Source organism: Mesorhizobium sp. M8A.F.Ca.ET.202.01.1.1 (assembly GCF_004791595.1).
GTDB lineage: Bacteria > Pseudomonadota > Alphaproteobacteria > Rhizobiales > Rhizobiaceae > Mesorhizobium.
The window spans coordinates 70,933-92,865 of the sequence record NZ_SRUN01000004.1 but is presented as its reverse complement, the minus strand read 5'-3'; the positions used below and the strand labels follow the sequence as shown (position 1 = coordinate 92,865).

The following is a 21,933-nucleotide window of genomic DNA, read 5'->3' as shown; positions in this document are numbered from 1 at the left end:
ATTGGCGCTTTGGAAGGGAAGGGCAAGGTCAGGCGACAGCCAATCCACCGCGGGTGAGGAAGCTGACAGCTTGCGGCTTCGAAAGACGTGACATACCGGGCTCCCTGATTATATGATAAAGGTGCTCCACTAAAACGGAGGCGCCTCCGTTTATTTACGTGGGGGCTGGCCAGGCATGGTTCAAGCCCCCATATCCCTGGTGGAGAAAAAATTGGCTTTTGAGCCCGTCACAACCGTCGACCAAAAACCCGCCGCCGCCGACAAGCCGTTGCGCGCGGATGCGCAACGCAACCGCGACCGGCTGGTCGAGATGGCGGCTTCGGTCTTTGCCGAGCGCGGCATCGACGCCTCGCTGGAGGAGATCGCCCGGCGCGCCGGCGTCGGCATCGGCACGCTCTACCGCCATTTCCCTACGCGCGAGCATCTGGTCGAGGTGGTCTATCGCCGCGAGGTGGAGGGGTTGTGCGCAGCGGCTGGCGAGCTTGCGGCAAAACATCCCTCGGATGTCGCGCTGGAAGAATGGATGCGCCGCTTCGTCGACTATATCGCCACCAAGCGCGGCCTGGCGACCAGCCTGCGCATCCTTCTCACCACCAATTCGACGCTGTTTTCCGACACGTCGGGACGAGTGTCGCAGGCGCTGCGGGAACTGGTGGATGCGGCGGTCGCCGACGGCACCATCCGCGGCGACGTCGATGCCTCCGACGTGCTGCACGCGCTGGGCGGCATCTACTCGGCACCCGACACCCCTGAATGGCGCGACCGCTCGCGCCGGCTGGTCAAGCTGTTGATGGATGGCTTGCGGTTCGGGGCTGTAAAGGCGGGATGAAGAGGCGCCTGGACTGCACTAGGCGCGCAAGTCCCGACCTTCGATTCCGAACGGTGATTGGCTATGCTGCGCCGCAAAAGACCAATTATTTCGTATAATTCTCTGGGTCTAATTTTGTTATAATCGCATATTGAAAATGTAATTTTCGATGATTTGTAGAAAAATCTGGATGTTTTTCCCGAGATGCAACCGGGAATATGTGCGTCTTTACCCGAACAACCTCATGCACTTCGCACGATTAACGGCCTCTTTGGCGTTAGCGGCAAAATCAGGGCGGTTTTTAGTCGGTTTTTAGCCCTCGCTTCACAAAACTATTTCAGCACGGTAAATCTTTTGTGTTGCGCCGCACCATTGCGCGGAAGCACTCATTGGCCAAATGGAAACGCGCGGCGAGGATTCCGTCAAGTTGACCAACTTGAGCTTTCCGCTGGCAGACATCCGATATCGGACCCGTCCCGGGCGGGCTCGTGGAGCATGGATTTTGCATTGTCGGCGCTTTGGCGAACATAAGCGCCGGCAAGGATGCGGGTCGTCCGTTGCGAACCCCTTTGACTCTCGAAGCCGGGAATTCGTGGGGATGCCCCGGCAGCCTCATCAGAGATGTTCCGCCGGGGGAAGCGGCTGATGGGAAACTCTCGCGATACCCAGCTGGACGGATTGAGGGCCATCGCCGTCACGTTGGTGCTGTATTCCCATTTCTTCGCGGCGGGAGGCTCTTCTTTCTGGGGCCACATCGGCGTGCGGCTGTTCTTCGTGCTGAGCGGCTTTCTCATCACGCGCCTTCTCCTGGAAGCGCGTTCGGCGGCTGAATTTGAGGCCGCGCCCGCGCTGAGATCCTTCTACATCAGGCGGGCACTGCGAATATTCCCGCCCTATTTCGCCGTGCTGGGCGTCGTCTGGATGGTTGACCTGGAGCATTCCAGGGGATCGCTGATCTGGCATGCGCTTTACCTGTCGAATTTCTGGTACGCGCTGCGCAACGACTGGTCGCCCTGGCTGCTCTGCCATTTCTGGAGCCTGAGCATCGAGGAGCAGTTCTATATCGCCTGGCCGCTGGTCGTCTTGCTGGCGCCACGCCGCCGCCTCGAGGCGATCTGCATCGGCGTCATCGTGCTGTCATTGTCGTATCGCTTTTACTGGCCGATCACTGGAACCCCCGCGCTGGCGCGCGATCTGCTTCCACCGGCTTCCATGGACGCGCTCGCCTCGGGTGCGTGGCTTGCCGTCTACCGAACCAGGGCCACCGTCTTGCCACAGTGGTTACGGCTTGGCTGGCCGGCGCTCGCGGTCGCGTTTTTCGCCCTGCAGTGGTTTGCTCCGGGGCCGCCGGACACTGTCCAGGAATGGGGCCGCTGGCTGCTGTCGCAAATCCTTCCGCTCGGGCCTCTCGTGATGATCGTCGCGAGTTGTTCTCGAGGTCATCGGGGGTACCGGGGCTGGCTTCTCGAACTGCCGCCGCTCACCGCCCTTGGCCGCGTCAGCTATGGCGTCTATCTGTACCACCCCATACTCCTGTCGTTGGCCGTCAAGTCCCAGCCGTGGATCCCCGTCAACGTCTCGGAGCAGGGGGCGGGTCGGTTCCTGGTTGCAGGAACGGCCACCCTTATCCTGGCGTCGGTATCGTGGCTGGTTTTCGAAAAGCCGCTCAACAGCTTCAAGCGCTACTTTCCCTATGTCGCGCCAGGAGCTGGCACGCGCATCCGGGCCCGCGCCGACACGACCGACGCCGGATGGCCCAGAGGCGCGGCAGGGGCTTATCCCGGTGGATTGCCCGATGGCCGCGAGGCGGCAGGCGATCTTCAACGAACGGATCGGAGCTGACCATGGCCGCTCCCCTGGTATCCGTTCTGCTGCCGGTCTACAACGCGGGACCCTATCTCAGCACCGCGCTCGGCAGCATCCTGCGGCAGGACCACGATCGCCTGGAGGTCATTGCGATCGACGACGGCTCGACGGACAACTCCCTGCAAATCCTGCAGCGGCACCGGCAGGCCGACAATCGGATCTCCATCATCTCCCGCGAAAACCGGGGCCTCATCGCAACCCTCAACGAGGGTTTGGCTGTCGCTCGGGGCGACCTTATCGCCAGGATGGACGCGGACGATATCGCCTATCCGTCACGCCTGTCGCGCCAGGTGGCGCTGTTCGACCGGCAGCCCGATCTCGCTCTGTGTGGCGCCGGCTTCGATACCTTGCTTCGCAACCGCGTCGCCAAGGGTACACCCGATCCGGTCTTCCGGTTCGGCCAGCTCCGTATATTGTCGATGTTCTTCACGATATTCATGCATTCCACGGTTGTATACAACCGGAAAGTCATAAAGGACGACGTTCTATTCTACGACCCGAAATACAAACATGCCGAGGATTTCGACCTCTTCAGGCGGCTCGCCGATCGTTACCCGGCGGCGATGATCCCCGAAAACCTGATCGTCTACCGTATCCATGACGGGAGCGTAACGAGCAGGCACAGGAAGGAGATGCGCCGGACACATCTGACGATCGTGGCCGAGAACCTCGAGCGGGAAGGCCTGGCACAGGATACGCGCGATCTGCGCGACATCGGCGAGGCCGTTTCGACCGACACGGTTCGCCGGGCTGCGGCGTTCATTCTTGCACTCGAGGCAAGGATCTCCGCGCTGCCGACGGAAACGCGGCCGAGTTTTGCGGCCGGCGCGTTGAACCTGTTCTATTTCCTCTACCAACTGATAGGCGACGAAATGCAACCTCCGCTGACGCACGAATTCCTGACGCGGACCGCGAAATGGAATTTCATTCGACGCCGCGAAAAGTACGCGTTGCGTCCCGCCGCCTACGCGCCATGGTTCAGTCTCGTCTCGATGTCGGCCGGCCGCCAGGCGGACGCCGTGGCGCGGTACCTGAAATCCGCGCCTGCCGCGGCGGTCCTGGCGTCCCATCAGTTGAGCTAGCGGCAGGGATGACCGTCAAAGCCCGCCCACCCACGCAGCGCGATCGCCGGACGGAGCTTGTCCCCGTCGATCCCCGGCCCGAGCGGTCGCCGCCGGCGGTCAGCTTCATCATATGCACGCGCAACCGTGTCGCCGTGCTCGAGGCTTGCATCAGGTCGGTCCAAAGCGCGTGCCGCGCCCATGCCGGCTTCGCGGCCGAACTCGTGGTCGTCGACAATGGTTCGGTCGACCGCACGGCGGAGCGCCTGGCCGGCATCGCCGAAATATCCGATATCCCGTTCACAGCCGTGCGCGAGCCGCGCCCCGGATTGGCCGCCGCCCGCAACGCCGGTGTGGCGCGCGCGCGCGGCCGCGTCCTGGTCTTCGTCGATGATGATTGCGAGATCGATGGCGATTACCTCCGCGATCTGGAACGACACTATGCTTCCGGCGAACAATGGCTCATCCGTGGCGGCTGCGTCGAACTCGGCGATCCCAGGGATTTGCCGTTCACGATCAAGCGCTCGCGGGTGCGCGAGCGGCTCACCCCCGATGTTCATCCGGGCGGCTTCGTGCTTGGCTGCAACATGGTGATGCACCGCGATGTCGCGGCCCGTATCGGTCATTTCGACGAACGGTTCGGCGCCGGCGGCCCGCTGCGGTCAGCGGAAGACACGGATTACCTTGTTCGAGCGATGCTGCTCGGCATCCCGGTCGAATATGTGCCCGATATGACAGTTTTCCATCATCATGGCCGGCGAGACCGCAAATCGATCGAAAAGCTCCACCGCGACTACAGCTTCGGCAATGGCGCCCTTTGCCTGAAACATGTCCGCCATGCGCCCTGGCTGCTTCGCCATTTCTATTGGGCCACGAGAGGGGCTTTGCGGGAGTTGGCGGGTGGTCCGCGGTTCGACCGCGAACTCCAGCTGTCGCATTGGCCGATCGTCGTCATGAATCTGACCGGCGCGGCCAGATTTGCGGTTCTTTTGCTGGCGAGATGGCCGCAAGAAGTGCAAGTGCCGCAGGATCGGCAGGCAGATGCCCAGGCGAGGTGACAGGCCATAATGCGATTTTTGCCGCCAAGCTTGCCGATGCTCGGCCGCGCGCTCGGAAGGAAGCAGTTGCGACTGCTTCCGGCCGTGGTGGTTCTTGGTCTAGTCGGCGCCGCCCTCGAAGGGTTCGGCATAGGCTTGATCATCCCCTTGCTGGGCATAATCATGGGACACGCGGATGCGGCCGGAATGGCCGGCTTGTCCGCCGTCTTTCAGTATTTCGGATCGGGCCTGGACGAGCGCGACCGGCTGATCGTCATTTCGGTCGCCATCCTCGGCTCGATCATCCTGAAGAACGTGTTCGCATTCGCGAACACGCTGCTCACCACCTTCATTTACGGCAAGGCAAGCCATTCGATCCGCAGCGCGCTGTCGGAGCAGCTCCTCAGGATAGGTTACCCGTTCTTCCTGCAGCAAAGTCCCGGACGGCTGCTCAACATCATCTCGAACGAATCCTGGCGGGCATCGGATGCGATCCAGATCATGCTGTCGGCCATCGTCAGCGCATCGGCGGCCATCATCCTGCTGGCGTTCCTGCTCCTGCTGTCGTGGCAGATGACACTGTTGGTCACATTGGGCCTGGCCCTCATCCAGGTCGTCCATGCCGTTCTCTCGGCCAATCTGAAAGCGCCCAGCCGCAGCGTCGCCTCCCGCAACAGCGATCTCGCATCGCAGATGCTGCACCTTGTCCATGCCGGGCGCCTGATCCGTATCTTCGGACAGGAGAGCCGCGAGCAAGCGGTGTTCGACCAGGCATCGGACGCGGTGCGCCGGGCTGCTTTCGTCCTGCTTACCCGGCAGGGGGCGTTGCCACCGCTGACCGAGGTTCTCCATGCGATGCTGTTCCTTGCGGTGGTGATCGGCGCATGGTTCGCCAATGTGAGCTTCCCGCTGATCGTCGCATTCGTCATCCTGCTCTACCGGCTGCAGCCGCATATGCGGGCTTTGCAAATGTCGTGGAGCCAGCTGCAAGGCTTGAGCGGGTCGCTCGAAGAGGTCGATTGGATGCTGGATCCGGCGGACAAGCCCAAGCCTCCGCAAGGCGACGGGCCATTCCACGGTTTGCGGCAAGGGATCAGCTTCGACGACGTGGCATTTACCTATTCCGGCACGGACGCACGCGCGGCGGCGCTGCATTCGGCGACTTTCGATATCCGAAGCGGCCGCTCGACGGCGCTCATCGGCCGGTCGGGCGCGGGCAAGACGACGATCGTCAATCTCCTGTGCCGCTTTGTCGAGCCGAGCTCCGGGGGGATTCTTGTCGATGGATCGCCGCTCGACCAGATCGACCCCAGCCAGTGGCGAAGGCACGTCGCACTTGCCAGCCAGGAGCTGGAACTGGTGGATGGCACCATTTCCGAGAACATAACCTACGGCCAGGATAGCGCCACGAGCGGCGATGCCGAGCGTGCCGCGAGACTGGCCGAAGCGCATGAGTTCATTGAACATCTGCCCCAGGGCTACGACACCGTCGTCGGCTACAGGGGTGTCAATCTGTCAGCGGGACAAAGGCAGCGGATCGCCTTGGCGAGGGCACTGGTGCGCGATCCCGATCTCCTCATCCTGGACGAAGCCACGAATGCCGTGGACGGACTGTCGGAAGCGGCGATCGTCGAGACGTTGAAGTCGAGAGCCGGCCGCCGCACGACCCTCGTGATCAGCCATCACCACAGCACCATCTCGTTCTGCGACGACGTGGTGATCCTGAGCGGCGGCCGCGTGAAGAAGCAAGCCCCATTCGCGGCCTTGGCGTCGCTCAGCATGGATGAGCTTTACCAGCATGAACCGACCCTCTGAGGGTCCGAGGCCCTGTCTCTCTCCGGCCTGTGGTGGGATTATAGGGTGGCGGCTGCTACCGGGCCTGCCGGCCGGAAACCACCCGCAGCCAGGGCGCCAGATGGAAGGCGCTCATCAGGAGATACATTGCCGGCATGCCGGTAAGAGGTGAGGCGCCCATGCACAGCATGGCGGCGGCACTGCCCTGAAGACAGGAGACCAGCGCCATCAGGGCGAAGGTCGGCGCCGCGGCGAGGCACAGCCAGTCGGCGATGCCAGGGGTGGCGGTGTTTTCCGGGATCGCGCTTTCGGAGCCGGAATGAATGTCGCTCATGGTCTTTTCCCTTGATGGTTGGCAAGGAGTTGGGTTCCTCTCCCCCAATCCGCGAGGGAGAGGAAACCAGGCAGGACGGGGCGTGCCACCCTTTCCCGCCAAGCGCTGCTACTCGCCCTTGTCGCGGAACGCGGCCTCGCCGGCGGCTGACACTTCGGCCCATTTCTTGTCGGCCCCAGCTTCGTAATTGTCGTGCCAGTTCCACCAGCTGTAGAGCGGGGTCTGCGGGTAGCCTTCGGGCGAGTCCTCCCAGGTCTCCTGGCGGCCGAGCGGGGTGACGTCGAGATAGCTCCAGACAGTACCCAACGCCTCGTCGCCGCGGTTGTTGATGAAATAGGTGCGGAAGATGCGGTCGCCATCATGAATGAACACGTTGTGGCCGTGCCATTCGTCGACGCCGAAGTCTTTGTCGAAGCTGTCGGTGATGGTGTACCAGGGAATCTCCCAGCCCATCCGCTGCTTCAGCCGTGCAATGTCGGCCTGCGGGGCGCGCGAAGCGTAGGCGAGCGTGGTGTTGCGGGCGTTGAGATGGGCGAGGTGACCGACCTGGTCGGCGCCGAGCGAGCAGCCGCGGCAAGCGTGATCGGGCCAGCCATAGACGCCGGGCTCGAAGAAGGCGCGGTAGACGATCAACTGGCGGCGGCCTTCGAACAGGTCGAGCAGGCTGACCTTGCCGTCGGGGCCATCGAAAACATAGGCCTTGTCCACTTCCGTCCACGGCATGCGGCGGCGTTCGGCCGACAGCGCATCCCTGGCGCGCATCGTCGCCTTCTCCTTCACCAACATCGCTTTGTGAGCGGCTTCCCAGTCTTGCCGTGAAACGATCGGTGGCATCTTCATCGTCATGTTCATTGGTCTTCTCCTTTGCCAGTCGTGGCGTCGTTGCGGTTTGGTGTTGCCTGGGAATGTCGGGGCGTTGCGGGCGCGGCGAAATCCGCGAGTTCCGGCCCGGCGCAGCAGGGGTGGCGTGCGGCGTGCTTGGCCGTATCATTCGCCGTGGCGAGGTCGAGGTCGGTGGAGGCAGGCATTTTCTGGTTCTCCCTTGCGTGCCGTCATTGCCGGCACGACTTGCTGGTTGACGGTACTGACTTAAGGTAGGGCAGCGCCGCGCCGAGGTGGGAGTTACAAGTGTGACGGGATTTGAATGGACTCGCTGATCAACGCGGCGGCGCTGGCGCTGGCTTCGGGCGATGCGCTCGGCGCGCTCGACCGCGTCGCCCTGCGCGAGGATGCGCCGGCGCTGGCGCTGCGCGGCATCGCCATGGCGCAGCTCGGCGACTTCGATCGCGCTAAGCTGTTGTTGCGGCGGGCCGCGCGCGCGTTCAACCCGAAAGAGGCCGTCGCGCGCGCCCGCTGCGTCGTCGCCGAGGCCGAGATCGCGCTGGTCTCGCGTGATCTCGGCTGGCCGGCCAAGGCGCTCGACGCGGCCCGCGCGGCACTGGAAAAGCATGGCGACCGGTTGAACGCGGCGCATGCCGGCCACCTCAAGGTGCGGCGGCTGCTCTTGATCGGCCGCCTCGACGAGGCCGAGCATGTGCTGGCCGGGCTCGACCCGGCGCCGCTTCCGCCGGCGGCCAGGGCCGCGCACGAGCTTGCCGTCGCCGGCATCGCCATGCGGCGCCTGCGGACCAGGCCGGCGCGCGCGGCGCTGGAATGGGCGCGCCATGCCGCCCACATAGCTGGCATTCCCGGCCTCATCGCGGAGGTCGAGAGCGCAAGCCAGGCGCTGGAGACGCCCGCGGCGCGGCTGATCACGCAGGGCAGGGAGCTGCCGGTGCTGCTCGAGGAGGTCGAGGCGTTGCAGGGATCGCCGGCGCTGATCGTCGATGCCTTCCGCTACGCCCTGCGCGGCGGCGGGGTCACGATCTCGCTGGCGAGCCGGCCTGTGCTGTTCGCCCTGGCGCGGACGCTCGCCGAAGCCTGGCCAGGGGACGTGTCGCGGGGGGAACTCGTGGCGCGGGCCTTCGGCGGCAGGCATGCCGATGAATCGCATCGCGCGCGCCTGCGCGTCGAGATCGGGCGGCTGCGCGCCGAGCTTCGCTCACTGGCCGGCATCAGCGCCACCAAACATGGCTTCACGCTGGCGCCGCGCCAGGCGCACGCGGTGATGGTGCTGGCGCGGCCGATCGAGGAGCGGCACGCGGCCGTGCTTGCCTTGCTCGCCGACGGCGAGGCCTGGTCGAGCTCGGCCCTGGCGCTGGCGCTCGGAACCGGCCAGCGCAGCGTGCAGCGGGCGCTCGAGCCGCTTGCCGAGGCCGGCAAGGTGCAGTCCTTCGGCCATGGCCGGGCGCGCCGCTGGATGACGCCGCCGGTGGCTGGATTCACGACCACCTTGTTACTCCCCGCGCCGCTGCCAGATGGCTAAGGTGCATTGATATTCAGACTCTCGACCCACCTTGGAACATGATCCCAGACGTCAGCGGGATGACGACCACCATCGAGGACAAAGACATGAAGCATTCGGCGGCCGAAATCCTGAGGGAATACGGACCTTTTCCCGGCGCCAAGACGGTGGCCGGGGTGAGCTTTGACGGCAAGAACGTCTGGTTCGCCTCGGGCGACAGGCTGAATGCCTTCGATCCGGAGAGCGGACAGGCGTTGCGTTCGATCGATGTCGCGGCGCATGCCGGCACCGCCTATGACGGCCGGCATTTTTTCCAGCTCGCCAAGGACCGCATCCAGAAGATCGATCCCGATACCGGCGAGGTGCTTTCCACCATTCCGGCACCCGGCAATGGCGGCGATTCCGGGCTGACCTGGGCCGAGGGCACGCTGTGGGTGGGGCAGCACCGGGAGCGCAAGATCCACCAGATCGATCCCGAGACCGGAAAAATCCTGCGCACCATCGAATCCAACCGTTTCGTCACAGGGGTGACCTGGGTCGACGGCGAATTGTGGCACGCCACCTGGGAGGGCGACGAGAGCGATCTGCGCCGCGTCGACCCGCAAACGGGCAAGGTTCTGGAGAAGCTCGACATGCCTGCCGGCATGGGCGTCTCGGGACTGGAATCCGATGGCGGCGACCGCCTCTTCTGCGGCAGCGGAAACGCCGGCGTGGTGAGGGCGGTGCGCCGGCCGAAGTGAAGGGACACGGATTTTCCGCCGGCGAATCTTCCCCCGGCGACTGGCCGTTGCGCGATGTCGAGCCTAGATAGGCTGGACCATCCCCCGCAAAAGGACCAGACCATGCCCGAACAGATCACGTTGAACGACGGCGCCGCCATTCCCCAGCTTGGCCTTGGCGTGTGGCAGGTCGATCACGACATCACCGCGCAAGTGGTCGGCTGGGCGATCGCGGCCGGCTACCGGCTGATCGATACGGCCGAGGGCTATCAGAACGAGGAAGGGGTCGGCGAAGCGATCCGCGCCGCCGGCGTGCCGGCAGCAGAGCTGTTCATCACCTCGAAGCTGCGCAACGGCGCCCACCAGCGCGATGCCGCACTTCGTGCCTTCGACGACACGATGAAGAAGCTCGGCGTCGAGCAGCTCGACCTGTTCCTGATCCACTGGCCGGTGCCCAGCCAGGACAAATATGTCGAGGCGTGGAAGACGCTCGTCGAGCTGAAGCAGGCCGGCCGCATCAAGTCGATCGGCGTCTCGAATTTCAATCCTGATCATCTGGAACGCATCATCGGCGAGACGGGCGTGGTTCCGGTCGTCAACCAGGTCGAGCTGCATCCGCGCTTCCAGCAGCGCGCGCTCAGGGAGTTCCATGCCAAACACGATATCCATACGGAAAGCTGGAGCCCGCTGGGCAGCGGCAAGCTGCTCGGCGACCCGACCATTGCAGGCATTGCCAAGAAGCATGGGAAATCCGCCGCGCAGACCATGATCCGCTGGCATCTCCAGCAGGGGCTTATCGTCATCCCGAAGTCGATCCGCCAGGATCGCATCGCGGCCAATTTCGACGTCTTCGATTTCGAACTGGACGCGCAGGACCTGAAGACGATCGCGGGCATGGATTCGGCCGACGGCCGAGGTGGTCCGAACCCGGCGACGGCGGCGTTCTTGTTTTAAAGCTGGCGTCGAAGCTGCCAATCTCCCCCCTCGTGGGGGAGATGCCCGGCAGGCAGAGGGGGGCGCTGTCCCGCCAGCCTTTCATTCGATACCACCCAAACCCGCCATGATGACAATATGCTGGCAGACATTGTCGATGTCGCGGATGACATCGTCATTCCAAAACCGGAGCACGGACCAGCCGTCCTGCTCCAGACGCCTCGTCCTGACAGTGTCGTTGACTGCAAGATCTGCATCACCATGCTGCGATCCATCGAGTTCGACGACGAGCTTCTTCTGCGGGCACGCAAAGTCGGCGATATAGCCGGCAATCGGAAATTGTCTTCGAAAGCCAAGCCCCATCAGCCGATGCGCGCGACGTTCATTCCAGAGCTTCAACTCCGCGTCGGTCATGACTTTGCGCATCGATCGAGCATTCGCTCGGTTCTGCGGCGGCAATGGCGTATGAGGCATGGCAGTTTCGATTGTGATTGAGGTTGGCGCTCTACGGCGCCCCCCTCTGTCCTGCCGGACATCTCCCCCACGAGGGGGGAGATTGGCGGTTTCGGCGATTTCGCCAATCGCAGAGGGGAGGAAGAGCGCTAAATCCCCGAGCCGTCCAGTTGCTGCGCGTCGTCGCCTTCCCAGGGCGCCGGCATCGAGGCGCCTCGGCTGAGATTGGCCGAGGGCATCGGCATCCAGCATTTCAGCTCCGGCTCGGCATATTCGACGACGCGGCCAGGCGAGGAATCGGAAGCGCGCCAGCCTTCCTCACCGAATTGATCAGCGCGTGACCAGTAGGCAAGGTCGACTTCCGCTGGCCCCTGTTCGGATGGGCGGACCGTAACGAGGATCCGGCTGCCGTCTTTCGGCGCGCTGGACATGTGGCGCCAGCGGTCGGGCTCATCCATCGTTCTTCCTCCTGCCTTGCTGCGGGATGAAGTGTCGCCTCGCCATCGGAGACGGTCAACCCAAACTTTGCGCGACCATCCTGTTTCGATGGGCTGTTCGTTCCGCCCGCTCCCGTGGGATGTATGATTTGTCGGATTGCGCCAGTCGCATCCGTCCTTGATCTGGCGATGGTCGCCGGGACAAGGAGAGGCATTCATGAGTGACAGGGGCGAGGCGATGCCGGCTGGGGTGGAAACAAAACTGTTCTTCAGCCGCAATCCCAATCCGCGCCTGGCGGTCGCGGTGGCGCGTCATCTCGGGGCGAGGCTGACCTTCGAATTCGCATCGCCGTTCGCGCCGGGGCAAGCGGAGCGGTTCCGGCCGCTCAATCCCAATCTTTCCCTTCCAATACTGGCGTGGCCGGGCGGCAGCCTGTGGGAGGCCGACGCCATAGCCTGCCGGTTGTCGCGCGACATGGGTTCGGATTTCTGGCGCGGCGGTGAGGATGAGCCCGACATGATCCGCTGGCTGAGCTGGGGCAAGGAGAATTTCGCGCGGGCCTGCGACATGGTGCATTTCGAGCGCGGCACCAAGCAGCGCTACGGGCTGGGCCCAATCGATCATCAGTTGGTCGAGGAGGGGCTGAAGCTTTTTCAAGCGACGGCGGCGATCCTGGAGACAGCGCTTGTCGGTAGGCAATGGCTGGTCGGCAACTCGGTCTCCTATGCCGACTTCCGCATGGCGACGTTCCTGCCGTTCAACGACGTCGCCGGGCTGCCGCTCGGTGATTATCCCGCTCTTGCCCGCTGGTATCGCCGGCTCGAAGCCGTCGAAGCCTGGCGTGATCCCTTCAAGGGACTGGCCGCACCGCATTTGCCGCCGGTGCCGAGGCAGGAAGCGATGAGGTGACGGACAGACCTGACGACCGGCGCATACACAGAGGAACTTGAAGACGCCGGCCGCCATTTGGGGCGTTGGGTGCATCACGTTGGGGCACGATGCAGGGTCAGGTTAGGCGGATGCCTGGTGCCCGCAATCGGAACGCCGGCCCATGGTGAACAGGGGGTTACTATCCACAGGCCCGAGGCAGTAACCGGCAGGCGGCGCGCCGGTTTGCGGCCGTCCATCGTGGCCACGTCATCATTGTCTCGGCTGTGCGCAACGCGAATCGCTTGGCCTGCGCGGCTCGACGGGCCGCGATCGGGTTGATAAGCCCGTCTGCGAAGGAGCCGATGAGTCTGGCATGACCGTTGCGATCGAGATGGGACACACGACGGCGGGCGCTCCGGCGAAGCTCGATCTCGAGGAGCTGCTGGCGACCCGCCTGCTGGTGCAGGGCAATTCGGGCTCCGGCAAGTCGCATCTGTTGCGGCGCCTGCTCGAACAGAGCGCGCCCTGGGTGCAGCAGACCATCGTCGATCCGGAAGGTGACTTCGTCTCGCTGGGCGAGCGTTACGGCCATCTGGTGATCGATGCCGAGGAGCACACCGAGCGCGGCCTGCAGGCAGCCGGCGAGCGGGCGCGCATCCACCGCGTCTCGACCGTGCTCAACCTCGAAGGGCTCGACGCCGAGAACCAGATGCGACGCGCCGCTGCTTTCCTCGGCGGGCTGTTCGAGGTCGCGCGCGACCATTGGTACCCGATGCTGGTGGTGGTCGACGAGGCGCAGCTGTTCGCGCCGGCGGTGGCCGGCGAGGTTTCCGACGAAGCGCGAAAACTCTCGCTCGGCGCCATGACCAATCTGATGTGCCGTGGCCGCAAGCGCGGGCTTGCCGGCATCATCGCCACGCAGCGGCTGGCCAAGCTCGCCAAGAACGTCGCGGCGGAAGCCTCCAACTTCCTCATGGGCCGCACCTTCCTCGATATCGACATGGCGCGCGCCGCCGATCTGCTCGGCATGGAGCGGCGGCAAGCGGAGGCCTTTCGCGACCTGGAGCGCGGACAGTTCATGGCGCTCGGGCCGGCGCTGTCGCGCCGCCCGCTCGGCCTGCGCATCGGCCCGACCGACACCAGCCCGCGCAACGGCACGCCCAGGCTGATGGCGATGCCGGAATCCGCTCTCGAGGACGCCCGCGCGATCATCCTGGCCGCCCCGCCGCCCGAGACGATGCGCGCGCCGCGCCGGGTGGCGTCGCCGGATCTGCTGGAGCAACTGATGGCGGCGAAATCGGCGCCGCGCGACATTCGGCCCGAACCGGCCGAGCCCGCGCCCAGCGCCGAGGATCTGGCCGAACGGCGCGAGCGGATGGACCGCATCCTGCGCGCCATCCTGGCCGAACCCGATGCGGGATTTCGCGTCATCGGCGTCCTCTACCAGGAATTCGTCGTGCGCTGCCGCATCGAGGGACTGGCTTCGGTCATACCCGATCTCCAGGAATTTCGCCGCATGCTGACACGCGCCCGTGCCGGGGTGGGGTCCGACATGGCCGAGGATGACGCGTGGCGGGATGTTTCGGTGCGCGCCTCACTGCTGCCAGAGGACATGCAGGGCGTGTTCATGATGATCGCGCGCGCGGCGAAGGAGGGCTGGCCGTGCCCGAGCGATGGCGCGATCGCCCGCGCCTATGGGTCGCACTCCATGCGCCGGGCCCGGCGGCTGCTGACCTATATCGAGGAGCAGGGCCTCATCGTCTGCCAGCTCGATGGCACGGGAAAGCGCACGGTGACGCTGGTCGAACTTGCCTGGGCCACCGCGCCGGGCGACCCCAACGCCGAGGCGGCGGAGCAGGGCAGCCTGGCGCTGTGAGGGCCGATGACTAGCCCAGGTCCCGGTGGATCGCGGACGCAGGCCGGCGGCACTGTCGCCCGGATCCGCATCATGGGGACGCCGAAATCGGGCACGAATCTCGCAAAACATCTGGTCGAGGCCTATCTCGGCGTGCCCGTCGTCTTTGACCAGGGTTTTTGGAAGCATGGGATCTTTCCGGCCCTGATGAACGGGCGCGCGCTGCAATATGGCGACTTGCCCATCATTGTCATGAGCAAGGACCCGATCACTCAGCTCCTGTCCTGGTTCCGTTTCACCAGGCACAACAGCATTTTGAGGCCGGCCAAACATTTCGGTTCGTTCCTGAACCAGCCTTTCGAAATCAGGCAGGATTTCACGCGGCCGCAGATGGAATACAGGTTCCGCGCACCCGCCGACTACTGGAACCAGTTCTACTTTGCTATGGAGGCGCTGCGCCGCACCGGCACGCCCGTGCATTTCGTATGCTATGAGCAACTCGTCGCGACCCCGGCCCTTTGCCTGAGTTCCATTTCCCGTTTCCTCGATCTGTCCACGCCGTTCGAAGCCAGCACCGACGTGACAATTCCACGCCACGCGCTTGTCTCGAGCAATGACATCGACCGGTCCGGGGACCCGGCCGCCAACGAGAGCCTGTTTAACCCCTCGCGGGCGGATCTGGCAGCCGCGTTGGCCAGGATCGGCTGGCGCAATGCGCACAGAATCCTGCGCGACATCGACGACGACGTGCTTGAGGCAACGGGCCGGGCCGGATTTCGCATGACCTGCAGGCAGGCGATCGGTCCCGCGGCGATATTGAGGTCGTTCATCGGCTTCTGGTGAGGCCTGCGTGCGCAACGACGCCGCCCTTACTGGACGGTGATAACACCGTCGACCGCTCGCCATTCCGATGGGGTGATGAGCCGGTGGTGGGCGATGTGGACTGAGTGAAGCGGTCCCTCCAAGCGCTCGGGGTGGCGCGCGGCCGCGACGCAGCACGCGTCATGGACGGCCGGATACTCGATCTGCAGGAGGCCCCATGCGTGGTCGCAATGAACTCCTAGATATCGAGGATAAACTTGGCTATCGGGCCGCCGGGCGCCACCATCGGGCAGTTGGAAGGCAGCTCCACTTCTTTCGATATTGTTCCGGCGTTAGGCCATAGTTCCAGCGATCAGTTGGTTGCCGTCAAGACGGCCGGCGCCTCGGACAGGCTCAGCCGGTGAATGCCTTGAACTTGTCCTTGGAGGTCAGCAACACCTCCCCCTTGAACGAAATCGAGAAATCGCCCAGCTGGTACTGGCCTTGGTCGTTCTTGAGCAGGATGTCGCCAGTCACCTTGTTGGGGCCACCCTCGATGCCTTTGACTATCCTGGCGACGTAGCGCAGATTGCTCTTGGCAAAGAGCATATCGTTCCTGGCCAGTTGCTGCGCGAGAAGCTGGCGTTTCGAGTCGTCGCCGATGCCTTGCAGGCGCTTTTCAATGGCCTCGGGGGTGACACTCGCCAAGGCGCTGTTCAAAGCTGGCAAGGCCTTCTGCAGGCTGAACAGGGCATCGGAAGTCATCCTGCCGGCATCACCGTAGGTCAGGCTCTGGTTGCTGATCGCCTTGTTGGCCTGCGCCTGCGGGCTGCGGTCGGCAGCGGCCTCCATCTCGTCCTGGACGGCCCACATATAGTCATATTCTCCCATCGCCATCACCGTTTCCGGTGTCTCGCCCGTGGGGATGAAGTTGCGCGCAACGGTGGAATCTTCGTGTCGGCGGTCTGCCTCGACCATCGAGCCGATGAAGCGTGTATACTCCGCTTGGAGTTCGTCAAAGTTGGCTTCGCCCGCGCGCAAATAACGGTCTTGTGCCGTCGTGGTGGACGTTGCACTGATGGGTGAAGACGCCTGCGCCCCAGCGGCCTGGCCAAAGCTGCCGAACGGATCGTATTCGGCGTCGTCCTCATCACCTGTTGCACCCGGACGAATGACAGGAGGCTCGGTCCGCAGCGCCGTGCCTGCTTTCGCGAACGCGGGCTGGTTGGCGCCTGCAAAGCCGCTCTTGGCCGACATCAGCTTCTGTATCGTAACGGTGAGATCCGGCATGATCCGCATCGAGTAAGCTCTCGTGTTTCACATGCCTTGTGCATGCGATTCACAGAATGAAGCATAGGCGGTTAATCAATGGTTCAAAGTGAACGCTGGCCGAAAACAAATAGTGGTATCCAATGGCATCACGCCAATACACTTCAACAAGGACTAATATAGTTGGCAAAAATACGGAAGCGGCGAGTTTCTCAAAATCGATCCTTTCGCCGCTTATCTCTTGTGCGCAGGCACTGGATTGCTTGATGATCCAAAACGGTGGCCTTCGCGGGATCCTTTCACCGCTCCTCGACGATCCGCAAATAGGCCGCCGTGACGAACAGCACGATCAACCCGAACAAGATCCTTCTAGCCCCCTCCGGCATCTGCAGGATGGTCAGGAGCGTCGTCAGCACGGTGAGGATCAGCGCGCCGATGATGGTGCCGGTGTAGCCGCCGCGGCCGCCGAAGATGGAGGTGCCGCCGATGACGGCGGCGGCCACCGAAGGCAGCACCAGCGGTTCGGCGAGCGACAGGGAAGGGGCCTTGATCAGGCCGATATAGAGCAGGCCGGTGATGCCGGCGAGCACGCTTGAGGTGACGTAGAGCGCTGATATGACCTGCCAGTATTGCATGCCCGACAGACGCGTCGCGCGCTCATTGTCGCCGACGGCGTAGAGCAGGCGGCCGAAGCCGGTGCGGGCGAGCGTGAAGACGATGAGCGCGGCCAGCGGCACGAAGAGCAGCAGCGCGTTGGGGAAGCCGTAGGTGACGCCGGTGCCCAGCCAAGCGAGGAAGTCGGGGATCTTGGCACCCGACGCGATCACCGTGCGCTGATAGACCTGCAGACAGCCGGTGCCGATCAGGCTGGTGCCCAGCGTCATGATCAGCGGGTGGACGCGGAAGACACCGACGCCGATGCCGTTGACGAGGCCGATCAGCACCGCCGGCATCATCGCCAGCAGGAACGCCACCGCCGGGTCCTGGCTGACGATCTGCGTCGCCATGATGAAGGCGCTCATCGTCGCCACCGTGCCGACCGACAGGTCGATGCCGCCGGTCAACATGGTCATGGTCTGGCAGCCGGCAAGGATCGCCAGCGGAATGGCGAATTTGATGGTGTTGGCGATCCAGCGCTCGTTGACGATGCCGGGACGCAGGATCTGCAGGATCACCACCAGGATGACCAGCAGGATGATCAGCGGGATGAGCGGCCGGTCGGCCATGAAGCGTTTTAGACGGCGGCCGAGGGGGACGGGGGTGATCGCTGATGTGCTCATGGGGTGGGTCCGATGTTCTGGGAGGGTAGCGCTCTACGGCGCCCCCCTCTGTCCTGCCGGACATCTCCCCCACAAGGGGGGAGATTGGCCGCTTTGGCGCCCCACTCTTTTCTGCAACGTTGAAGATTGGCGAAAGCCGCAACAACAGCCAATCTCCCCACAAGTGGGGGAGATGGCCGGCAGGCCAGAGGGGGGCGCCGTAGAGCGCTACGCTCTATATTTCTCTCTCCCATCATTGCCGCCCCCGCATCGTGATAAACGCGCCGAACATCACTACGGCGACCATGATCAGGCCTTCGATGATGGCGGTGACGTTGGGGTCGATGGCGAGCAGCGTCAGGTCCGTGCGCACCAGGCGCAGCACGAAGACGGCGACGATGGGGCCGAGCAGGCCGCCCTTGCCGCCGCCGAGCGCGACGCCGCCCAGCACCACCGCGGCGACGCTGGCGAGCAGATAGGGGCCGGGAATGGGAGCGCCGATGCCGGTGCTCATGGTCAGCGCCAGCCCGCCCATGGCCGCGAACAGCCCGGACAGCGCGTAGGCGATGATGCGCGTGCGGGCGACAGGCACGCCGCTGCGGAACGCCGCCAGCTCGCTCGAGCCGATGGCGTAGATGGAAAGGCCGAGGCGCGAGCGCCTGAGCGGGACCCAGATGACGCAGAGGCAGACGATCAGCACCAGCAGCGCCTTGGGCAGCCAGGCGTCGATGGCGTCGGGCAGGCCCGGTATCGGCACGGTGCCCGAGATCATCGCCTTCAGCCATTCTGCCGCGGCGCCGCCCGGCGCGCCGAGCACCAGCAGGGCCGCCCCTTGCAGCACGAACAGCATGGCGAGCGTAACGACGATGTCGGGCACGCGGGTGACGACGATGAGCAGGCCGTTGAGGGCGCCCAGCACAAAACCCATGGCGAGCACGAAGGGCACCACGAACAGCGCGTATTCCTCGCTGGCGCCCGCCATCATCGAGGCGGCGGTGACGCTGGTCAGCGCCATCATGGCGGCGACCGAGAGGTCGATGCCGCCGGCGATGACGACGACGGTCTGGGCCGCGACGGCAAAGGCGTAAGGCAGTACCGCCCGCGCCAGCGAGCCGAAATCGCCGCTGCCATAACCGGGCTGGATCAGTTTTGTGACGATGAACAGAACGATGAGCAGGGCGAACAGGCCTGACACCCAGCCCTGGCGGCGCAGGAAATGGTTCATGGCGTCGTCCCCGAAGACGGGGACTGGGGATCGGCCAATATGCCGATATCGGCCTTGGCGCCGCGCGGCAGGCCGTAGGCGGCCCGCATCAGCGCCGGTTCGTCCGCTTCCTCGACCGGAAAGATGTCAACGAGACAGCCGCCGAAGATGACGATGACGCGGTCGCAGACGCGCTGCACCTCCTCGAGTTCCGAGGTGTAGAACAGCACCGACTTGCCGTGGCCGGCGAGCTCGCGCAGCAATTTATAGATCTCCTGCTTGGTGCCGACATCGATGCCGCGTGTCGGATCGAAGCACAGGATGGTGCGGGCGTCCGCCGCGATCCAGCGCGCGATGGTCACCTTCTGCTGGTTGCCGCCGGACAGGCGCTGCACCTCGCCCTGGGCGCGGGTGTCGATCTGCAGGCGCTGGATGGCGCTTGCCACCGTGGCGCGCTCCTTGCGCATATGAATGGGCCCCCAGTTGCGCAGGGCGGCGCTGAAGGGAAGCGCAATGTTCTCACGCACCGAGCGCTGCATGGCGAGCGCCTCGGAACGGTCGCCGGGCACATAGGCAATGCCGGCGCGGATGGCGTCGATCGGGTGTGAGAATTTTACTGCCTGGCCGTCGACCTCGATCGTGCCGCCGGACGGCCGGATCGAGCCGGCAAGGGCGGCGAACAGCTCGTCCTGGCCCTGGCCTTCGAGCGCGACGACGCCGGCCACTTCGCCATCGGCGAGATCGAAGGAGACATCGCCGAGCTTGGTGCCGACGCGCAGGTTTTTCACGGTGATGCGCGGTCGGGCAAGGGCGGATGCCGCCTTCTCGCCGGCGCTTCGGGCGGCGATCTTGGCCTTTTCGATGCGGGTGCCCAGCATCAGCTCGACGATCTTTTCCTCGACGCCCGGCACGATGTCGACGACGCCGACGGTCTCGCCGTCGCGCAGCACGGTGGCGCGGTCGCAAAGGGCTGCGATTTCGACGAAGCGATGGGAGATGAAGATCACCGCGCGGCCGGCGTCACCCTGGCGGCGGACCACTTCCAGCACCTTTTCGGCAAGGTTGGCGGGCAGCGCCGCGGTCATCTCGTCGAGCAGCAGCACGTCGGGTTCGACGGCGAGCGCCCGGGCCAGATCAAGCACGCGCAGCACGGCCAATGGAATGTCGCGCGCGCTGTCGCGCAGGTCGAGGTCGGCGATGCCGAGTTCGCGCACCCAGGCGCGGAACGGCTCGACCGGCGTTCCGGTGAGCCGCAGATTGGACAGCACGTCGAGATCGGGGATCAGCGACGGCTCCTGGTAGACCGGCAACAGCCCGGCGCGGCGCGCGGCCGCCGGCGAGCGTATGTCGCGCGCCTCGCCACGGATCAGGATGCGCCCGGCATTGGCCGAAATCGCGCCGGTCAGGATCTTCACCAGCGTCGACTTGCCGGCGCCGTTGGCCCCCATCAACGCATGCACCTCGCCCGGCAGGACGGACAGCGACGCATTGCGCAGGGCGGCGACCGCGCCGTAGTTCTTGGCGACGCCCGTGGCGTCGAGGAGGGGGCTGGTGGTCAAATTGATTGGTTCTCGATTTATGAGGTCGAATAATTAGAAATGTCGGCGCCGCCCCTCACCTGCCTGCCGGCATCCTCTCCCCGTATAGAGACGGGGAGAGGGGGGCTTGTCGCCGGCATTGCGGCCAGCTTCTCTCTCCCCGTTTACGGGGAGAGATGTCCGGCAGGACAGTGAGGGGCAGCGCCGACGGATGGTCCGTTGGCAAACCTCAGCCTTACTCCCCCGGCCCCTTGCAGGCCACGATCTGCTCCTTGGTGTAGGTCGTCCAGTCCGGGATCGAGATCGAGACCGGCCATTCGGGGCTCAGCGACGGGTCGGCGGCGGCCTTCAGCTTGGCCTTGCCTTCGTCGGTGGCGTTGTCCCAGAGCTGCGGGTCGACCAGCACGGTCTGCTGGGCCGGCTTCTTGCCGTCGAGGATCTGCAGAGCCAGCGTCACGCCGGCACCGCCGATCGAGCCGGGGTTGGTTACGGCGGCACCCACAAGACCCTTGACCGAGCTCAGCTGGCCGACGAAGCCGGCATTGTCGGCGCCGACCACCGGCACCAGCGGCGCCTGCGATTCGACCAGCGCGTCGACGATGACGTTGTCGATGCCGGAGGTCCAGATGCCGTTGATTGGCGTGCCGGTGGCCAGGAACGACAGCATCTGCTGCTTGGCCTGGTCCTGCTGCCAGCCGGTGAAGACTTCCTGCGCGACCTTCACGTCGGGGAATTCGGCCAGCGCCTTCTTGAAGCCTTTGTCGCGATCGCTGTCGGCCGAAGCGCCGGCGGCACCGCGCATGTAGAACACCTCGCCCTTGCCGCCCATCTGGCCGAACAGCCATTTGGCGCCGAGATAGGCGTACTGCTCCTGATTGTTGGAGATGATGTAGGCCGACGGCTCGGTCACCGCCTGGTCGACGGCGACGACGACGATGCCGGCCTTGGTGGCTTCTTCAAGACCCGCCTTGATGCCGGCCGGATCGGCGGGGTTGACGACGATGGCGTCGACCTTGGCGCTGATCAGGTTGCGGATGTCTTCCAACTGGCCGGCGGCATCGGTGTTGCGGTGGGCGATGTTGAGCTTGGTCACTTCGCCCGAGGCGAGCGCCTGCGCCTTCATGGCGCACACCATCTCCTCGCGCCAGCCATTGCCCTGCACGGTGTTGGAGATGCCGATCGTGTATTTGCCGGCGGCGGACGAGATCGCCACCGAGGCCAGCAGGGCGGCGCTGGCAAGCAGCGGAACCATGGTCAGATATGTCTTCATTTCAGTCTTCCTCCACATTGTTTTTCAGTTCAGTTCCAACCCGTTAAGCCGTGCCACTCACAAACGGAGTCAAGTGGCTC

Annotated in this window: 20 protein-coding genes and 1 pseudogene; 11 read left to right on the top strand and 10 right to left on the bottom strand. The window is 64.6% G+C overall.

Features of this window, described 5'->3' with window-relative positions; translation table 11 throughout:
• The first annotated feature begins 211 nt into the window (after positions 1-211).
• From EN845_RS11020 to EN845_RS11000, 5 genes are all read left to right on the top strand, one after another.
• Positions 212-829, top strand: coding sequence for a TetR/AcrR family transcriptional regulator (locus tag EN845_RS11020; RefSeq protein ID WP_127870327.1), 618 nt, complete (start codon positions 212-214; stop codon positions 827-829).
• A 624-nt stretch (positions 830-1,453) separates the two neighbouring features.
• Positions 1,454-2,650 (top strand): acyltransferase, encoded by a 1,197-nt coding sequence (locus EN845_RS11015; RefSeq protein WP_127870328.1) that lies wholly within the window; start codon positions 1,454-1,456, stop codon positions 2,648-2,650.
• A gap of 2 nt (positions 2,651-2,652) precedes the next feature.
• Entirely contained in the window at positions 2,653-3,756 is a 1,104-nt protein-coding gene (locus EN845_RS11010) for a glycosyltransferase family 2 protein (RefSeq protein ID WP_127870329.1), read from the top strand.
• A gap of 8 nt (positions 3,757-3,764) precedes the next feature.
• The gene (locus EN845_RS11005) at positions 3,765-4,793 is read left to right on the top strand and encodes a glycosyltransferase (protein WP_127870330.1); all 1,029 of its coding nucleotides are present in this window, start codon (positions 3,765-3,767) and stop codon (positions 4,791-4,793) included.
• A 6-nt stretch (positions 4,794-4,799) separates the two neighbouring features.
• Positions 4,800-6,587, top strand: coding sequence for an ABC transporter ATP-binding protein (locus EN845_RS11000; RefSeq protein ID WP_167531340.1), 1,788 nt, complete (start codon positions 4,800-4,802; stop codon positions 6,585-6,587).
• Between the two features lie 55 nt (positions 6,588-6,642).
• On the opposite strand, the gene EN845_RS10995 is transcribed toward EN845_RS11000, so the two are convergent.
• Both EN845_RS10995 and EN845_RS10990 read right to left on the bottom strand, forming a co-directional pair.
• Positions 6,643-6,900, bottom strand: coding sequence for a hypothetical protein (locus tag EN845_RS10995; protein WP_127870332.1), 258 nt, complete (start codon positions 6,898-6,900; stop codon positions 6,643-6,645).
• 108 nt (positions 6,901-7,008) lie between these two features.
• The gene (locus EN845_RS10990; RefSeq protein WP_127870333.1) at positions 7,009-7,752 is read right to left on the bottom strand and encodes a thioredoxin family protein; all 744 of its coding nucleotides are present in this window, start codon (positions 7,750-7,752) and stop codon (positions 7,009-7,011) included.
• 292 nt (positions 7,753-8,044) lie between these two features.
• Here EN845_RS10990 and EN845_RS10985 point away from each other — a divergent pair, with 292 nt between their 5' ends.
• The 3 genes from EN845_RS10985 to EN845_RS10975 all read left to right on the top strand — a co-directional run bounded on the left by EN845_RS10985 (position 8,045) and on the right by EN845_RS10975 (position 10,917).
• A complete protein-coding gene (locus EN845_RS10985) occupies positions 8,045-9,265 on the top strand; it encodes a helix-turn-helix domain-containing protein (RefSeq protein WP_127870334.1) in 1,221 nt (406 codons plus the stop codon).
• An 86-nt stretch (positions 9,266-9,351) separates the two neighbouring features.
• Positions 9,352-9,984 (top strand): PQQ-binding-like beta-propeller repeat protein, encoded by a 633-nt coding sequence (locus EN845_RS10980; protein WP_127870335.1) that lies wholly within the window; start codon positions 9,352-9,354, stop codon positions 9,982-9,984.
• Between the two features lie 102 nt (positions 9,985-10,086).
• Complete coding sequence (locus EN845_RS10975) at positions 10,087-10,917, top strand: aldo/keto reductase (RefSeq protein ID WP_127870336.1); 831 nt, start codon at positions 10,087-10,089, stop codon at positions 10,915-10,917.
• Positions 10,918-10,998: 81 nt separating this feature from the next.
• Here EN845_RS10975 and EN845_RS10970 read toward each other — a convergent pair whose 3' ends face one another.
• Together EN845_RS10970 and EN845_RS10965 are read right to left on the bottom strand one after the other, a co-directional pair.
• Positions 10,999-11,370: an endonuclease domain-containing protein gene (locus EN845_RS10970; RefSeq protein WP_127870337.1), complete on the bottom strand. Its 372-nt coding sequence runs from the start codon at positions 11,368-11,370 to the stop codon at positions 10,999-11,001.
• 128 nt (positions 11,371-11,498) lie between these two features.
• Complete coding sequence (locus EN845_RS10965) at positions 11,499-11,807, bottom strand: hypothetical protein (RefSeq protein ID WP_027146346.1); 309 nt, start codon at positions 11,805-11,807, stop codon at positions 11,499-11,501.
• A gap of 196 nt (positions 11,808-12,003) precedes the next feature.
• On the opposite strand from EN845_RS10965, the gene EN845_RS10960 reads away from it, so the two are divergent.
• The 3 genes from EN845_RS10960 (at position 12,004) to EN845_RS10950 (ending at position 15,355) form a co-directional block, all read left to right on the top strand.
• Complete coding sequence (locus EN845_RS10960) at positions 12,004-12,696, top strand: glutathione S-transferase family protein (RefSeq protein WP_167531324.1); 693 nt, start codon at positions 12,004-12,006, stop codon at positions 12,694-12,696.
• A 334-nt stretch (positions 12,697-13,030) separates the two neighbouring features.
• The gene (locus tag EN845_RS10955) at positions 13,031-14,533 is read left to right on the top strand and encodes an ATP-binding protein (RefSeq protein ID WP_127870338.1); all 1,503 of its coding nucleotides are present in this window, start codon (positions 13,031-13,033) and stop codon (positions 14,531-14,533) included.
• A 72-nt stretch (positions 14,534-14,605) separates the two neighbouring features.
• Entirely contained in the window at positions 14,606-15,355 is a 750-nt protein-coding gene (locus tag EN845_RS10950; RefSeq protein WP_135897767.1) for a hypothetical protein, read from the top strand.
• Positions 15,356-15,381: 26 nt separating this feature from the next.
• Here EN845_RS10950 and EN845_RS10945 read toward each other — a convergent pair.
• The 6 genes and pseudogenes from EN845_RS10945 to EN845_RS10915 form a co-directional block, all read right to left on the bottom strand.
• Positions 15,382-15,477: pseudogene (locus EN845_RS10945) on the bottom strand (protein usg); the annotation flags it as partial.
• Between the two features lie 250 nt (positions 15,478-15,727).
• Entirely contained in the window at positions 15,728-16,603 is an 876-nt protein-coding gene (locus EN845_RS10940; RefSeq protein ID WP_127870340.1) for a hypothetical protein, read from the bottom strand.
• 278 nt (positions 16,604-16,881) lie between these two features.
• On the bottom strand, positions 16,882-17,862 hold the full coding sequence (locus EN845_RS10935; RefSeq protein WP_127870341.1) for an ABC transporter permease: 981 nt from the start codon (positions 17,860-17,862) through the stop codon (positions 16,882-16,884).
• 232 nt (positions 17,863-18,094) lie between these two features.
• Complete coding sequence (locus EN845_RS10925; protein WP_135866096.1) at positions 18,095-19,066, bottom strand: ABC transporter permease; 972 nt, start codon at positions 19,064-19,066, stop codon at positions 18,095-18,097.
• The gene (locus tag EN845_RS10920) at positions 19,063-20,604 is read right to left on the bottom strand and encodes a sugar ABC transporter ATP-binding protein (RefSeq protein ID WP_127870343.1); all 1,542 of its coding nucleotides are present in this window, start codon (positions 20,602-20,604) and stop codon (positions 19,063-19,065) included. Before EN845_RS10920 ends, EN845_RS10925 begins: the two co-directional genes overlap by 4 nt.
• Positions 20,605-20,818: 214 nt before the next feature.
• Positions 20,819-21,853, bottom strand: coding sequence for an ABC transporter substrate-binding protein (locus tag EN845_RS10915; RefSeq protein WP_127870344.1), 1,035 nt, complete (start codon positions 21,851-21,853; stop codon positions 20,819-20,821).
• Between the last annotated feature and the right edge of the window lie 80 nt (positions 21,854-21,933).

What these genes read in the sequence shown, in the direction of transcription:
- EN845_RS11015 (WP_127870328.1), top strand. Translation starts at nt 1,454, where the DNA reads ATGGGAAACTCTCGCGATACCCAGCTGGACGGATTGAGGGCCATCGCC.
- EN845_RS11010 (WP_127870329.1), top strand. Translation starts at nt 2,653, where the DNA reads ATGGCCGCTCCCCTGGTATCCGTTCTGCTGCCGGTCTACAACGCGGGA.
- EN845_RS11005 (WP_127870330.1), top strand. Translation starts at nt 3,765, where the DNA reads ATGACCGTCAAAGCCCGCCCACCCACGCAGCGCGATCGCCGGACGGAG.
- EN845_RS10995 (WP_127870332.1), bottom strand. Translation starts at nt 6,900, where the DNA reads ATGAGCGACATTCATTCCGGCTCCGAAAGCGCGATCCCGGAAAACACC.
- EN845_RS10990 (WP_127870333.1), bottom strand. Translation starts at nt 7,752, where the DNA reads ATGAACATGACGATGAAGATGCCACCGATCGTTTCACGGCAAGACTGG.
- EN845_RS10985 (WP_127870334.1), top strand. Translation starts at nt 8,045, where the DNA reads ATGGACTCGCTGATCAACGCGGCGGCGCTGGCGCTGGCTTCGGGCGAT.
- EN845_RS10980 (WP_127870335.1), top strand. Translation starts at nt 9,352, where the DNA reads ATGAAGCATTCGGCGGCCGAAATCCTGAGGGAATACGGACCTTTTCCC.
- EN845_RS10975 (WP_127870336.1), top strand. Translation starts at nt 10,087, where the DNA reads ATGCCCGAACAGATCACGTTGAACGACGGCGCCGCCATTCCCCAGCTT.
- EN845_RS10970 (WP_127870337.1), bottom strand. Translation starts at nt 11,370, where the DNA reads ATGCCTCATACGCCATTGCCGCCGCAGAACCGAGCGAATGCTCGATCG.
- EN845_RS10965 (WP_027146346.1), bottom strand. Translation starts at nt 11,807, where the DNA reads ATGGATGAGCCCGACCGCTGGCGCCACATGTCCAGCGCGCCGAAAGAC.
- EN845_RS10960 (WP_167531324.1), top strand. Translation starts at nt 12,004, where the DNA reads ATGAGTGACAGGGGCGAGGCGATGCCGGCTGGGGTGGAAACAAAACTG.
- EN845_RS10955 (WP_127870338.1), top strand. Translation starts at nt 13,031, where the DNA reads ATGACCGTTGCGATCGAGATGGGACACACGACGGCGGGCGCTCCGGCG.
- EN845_RS10950 (WP_135897767.1), top strand. Translation starts at nt 14,606, where the DNA reads ATGGGGACGCCGAAATCGGGCACGAATCTCGCAAAACATCTGGTCGAG.
- EN845_RS10940 (WP_127870340.1), bottom strand. Translation starts at nt 16,603, where the DNA reads ATGCCGGATCTCACCGTTACGATACAGAAGCTGATGTCGGCCAAGAGC.
- EN845_RS10935 (WP_127870341.1), bottom strand. Translation starts at nt 17,862, where the DNA reads ATGAGCACATCAGCGATCACCCCCGTCCCCCTCGGCCGCCGTCTAAAA.
- EN845_RS10925 (WP_135866096.1), bottom strand. Translation starts at nt 19,066, where the DNA reads ATGAACCATTTCCTGCGCCGCCAGGGCTGGGTGTCAGGCCTGTTCGCC.
- EN845_RS10915 (WP_127870344.1), bottom strand. Translation starts at nt 21,853, where the DNA reads ATGAAGACATATCTGACCATGGTTCCGCTGCTTGCCAGCGCCGCCCTG.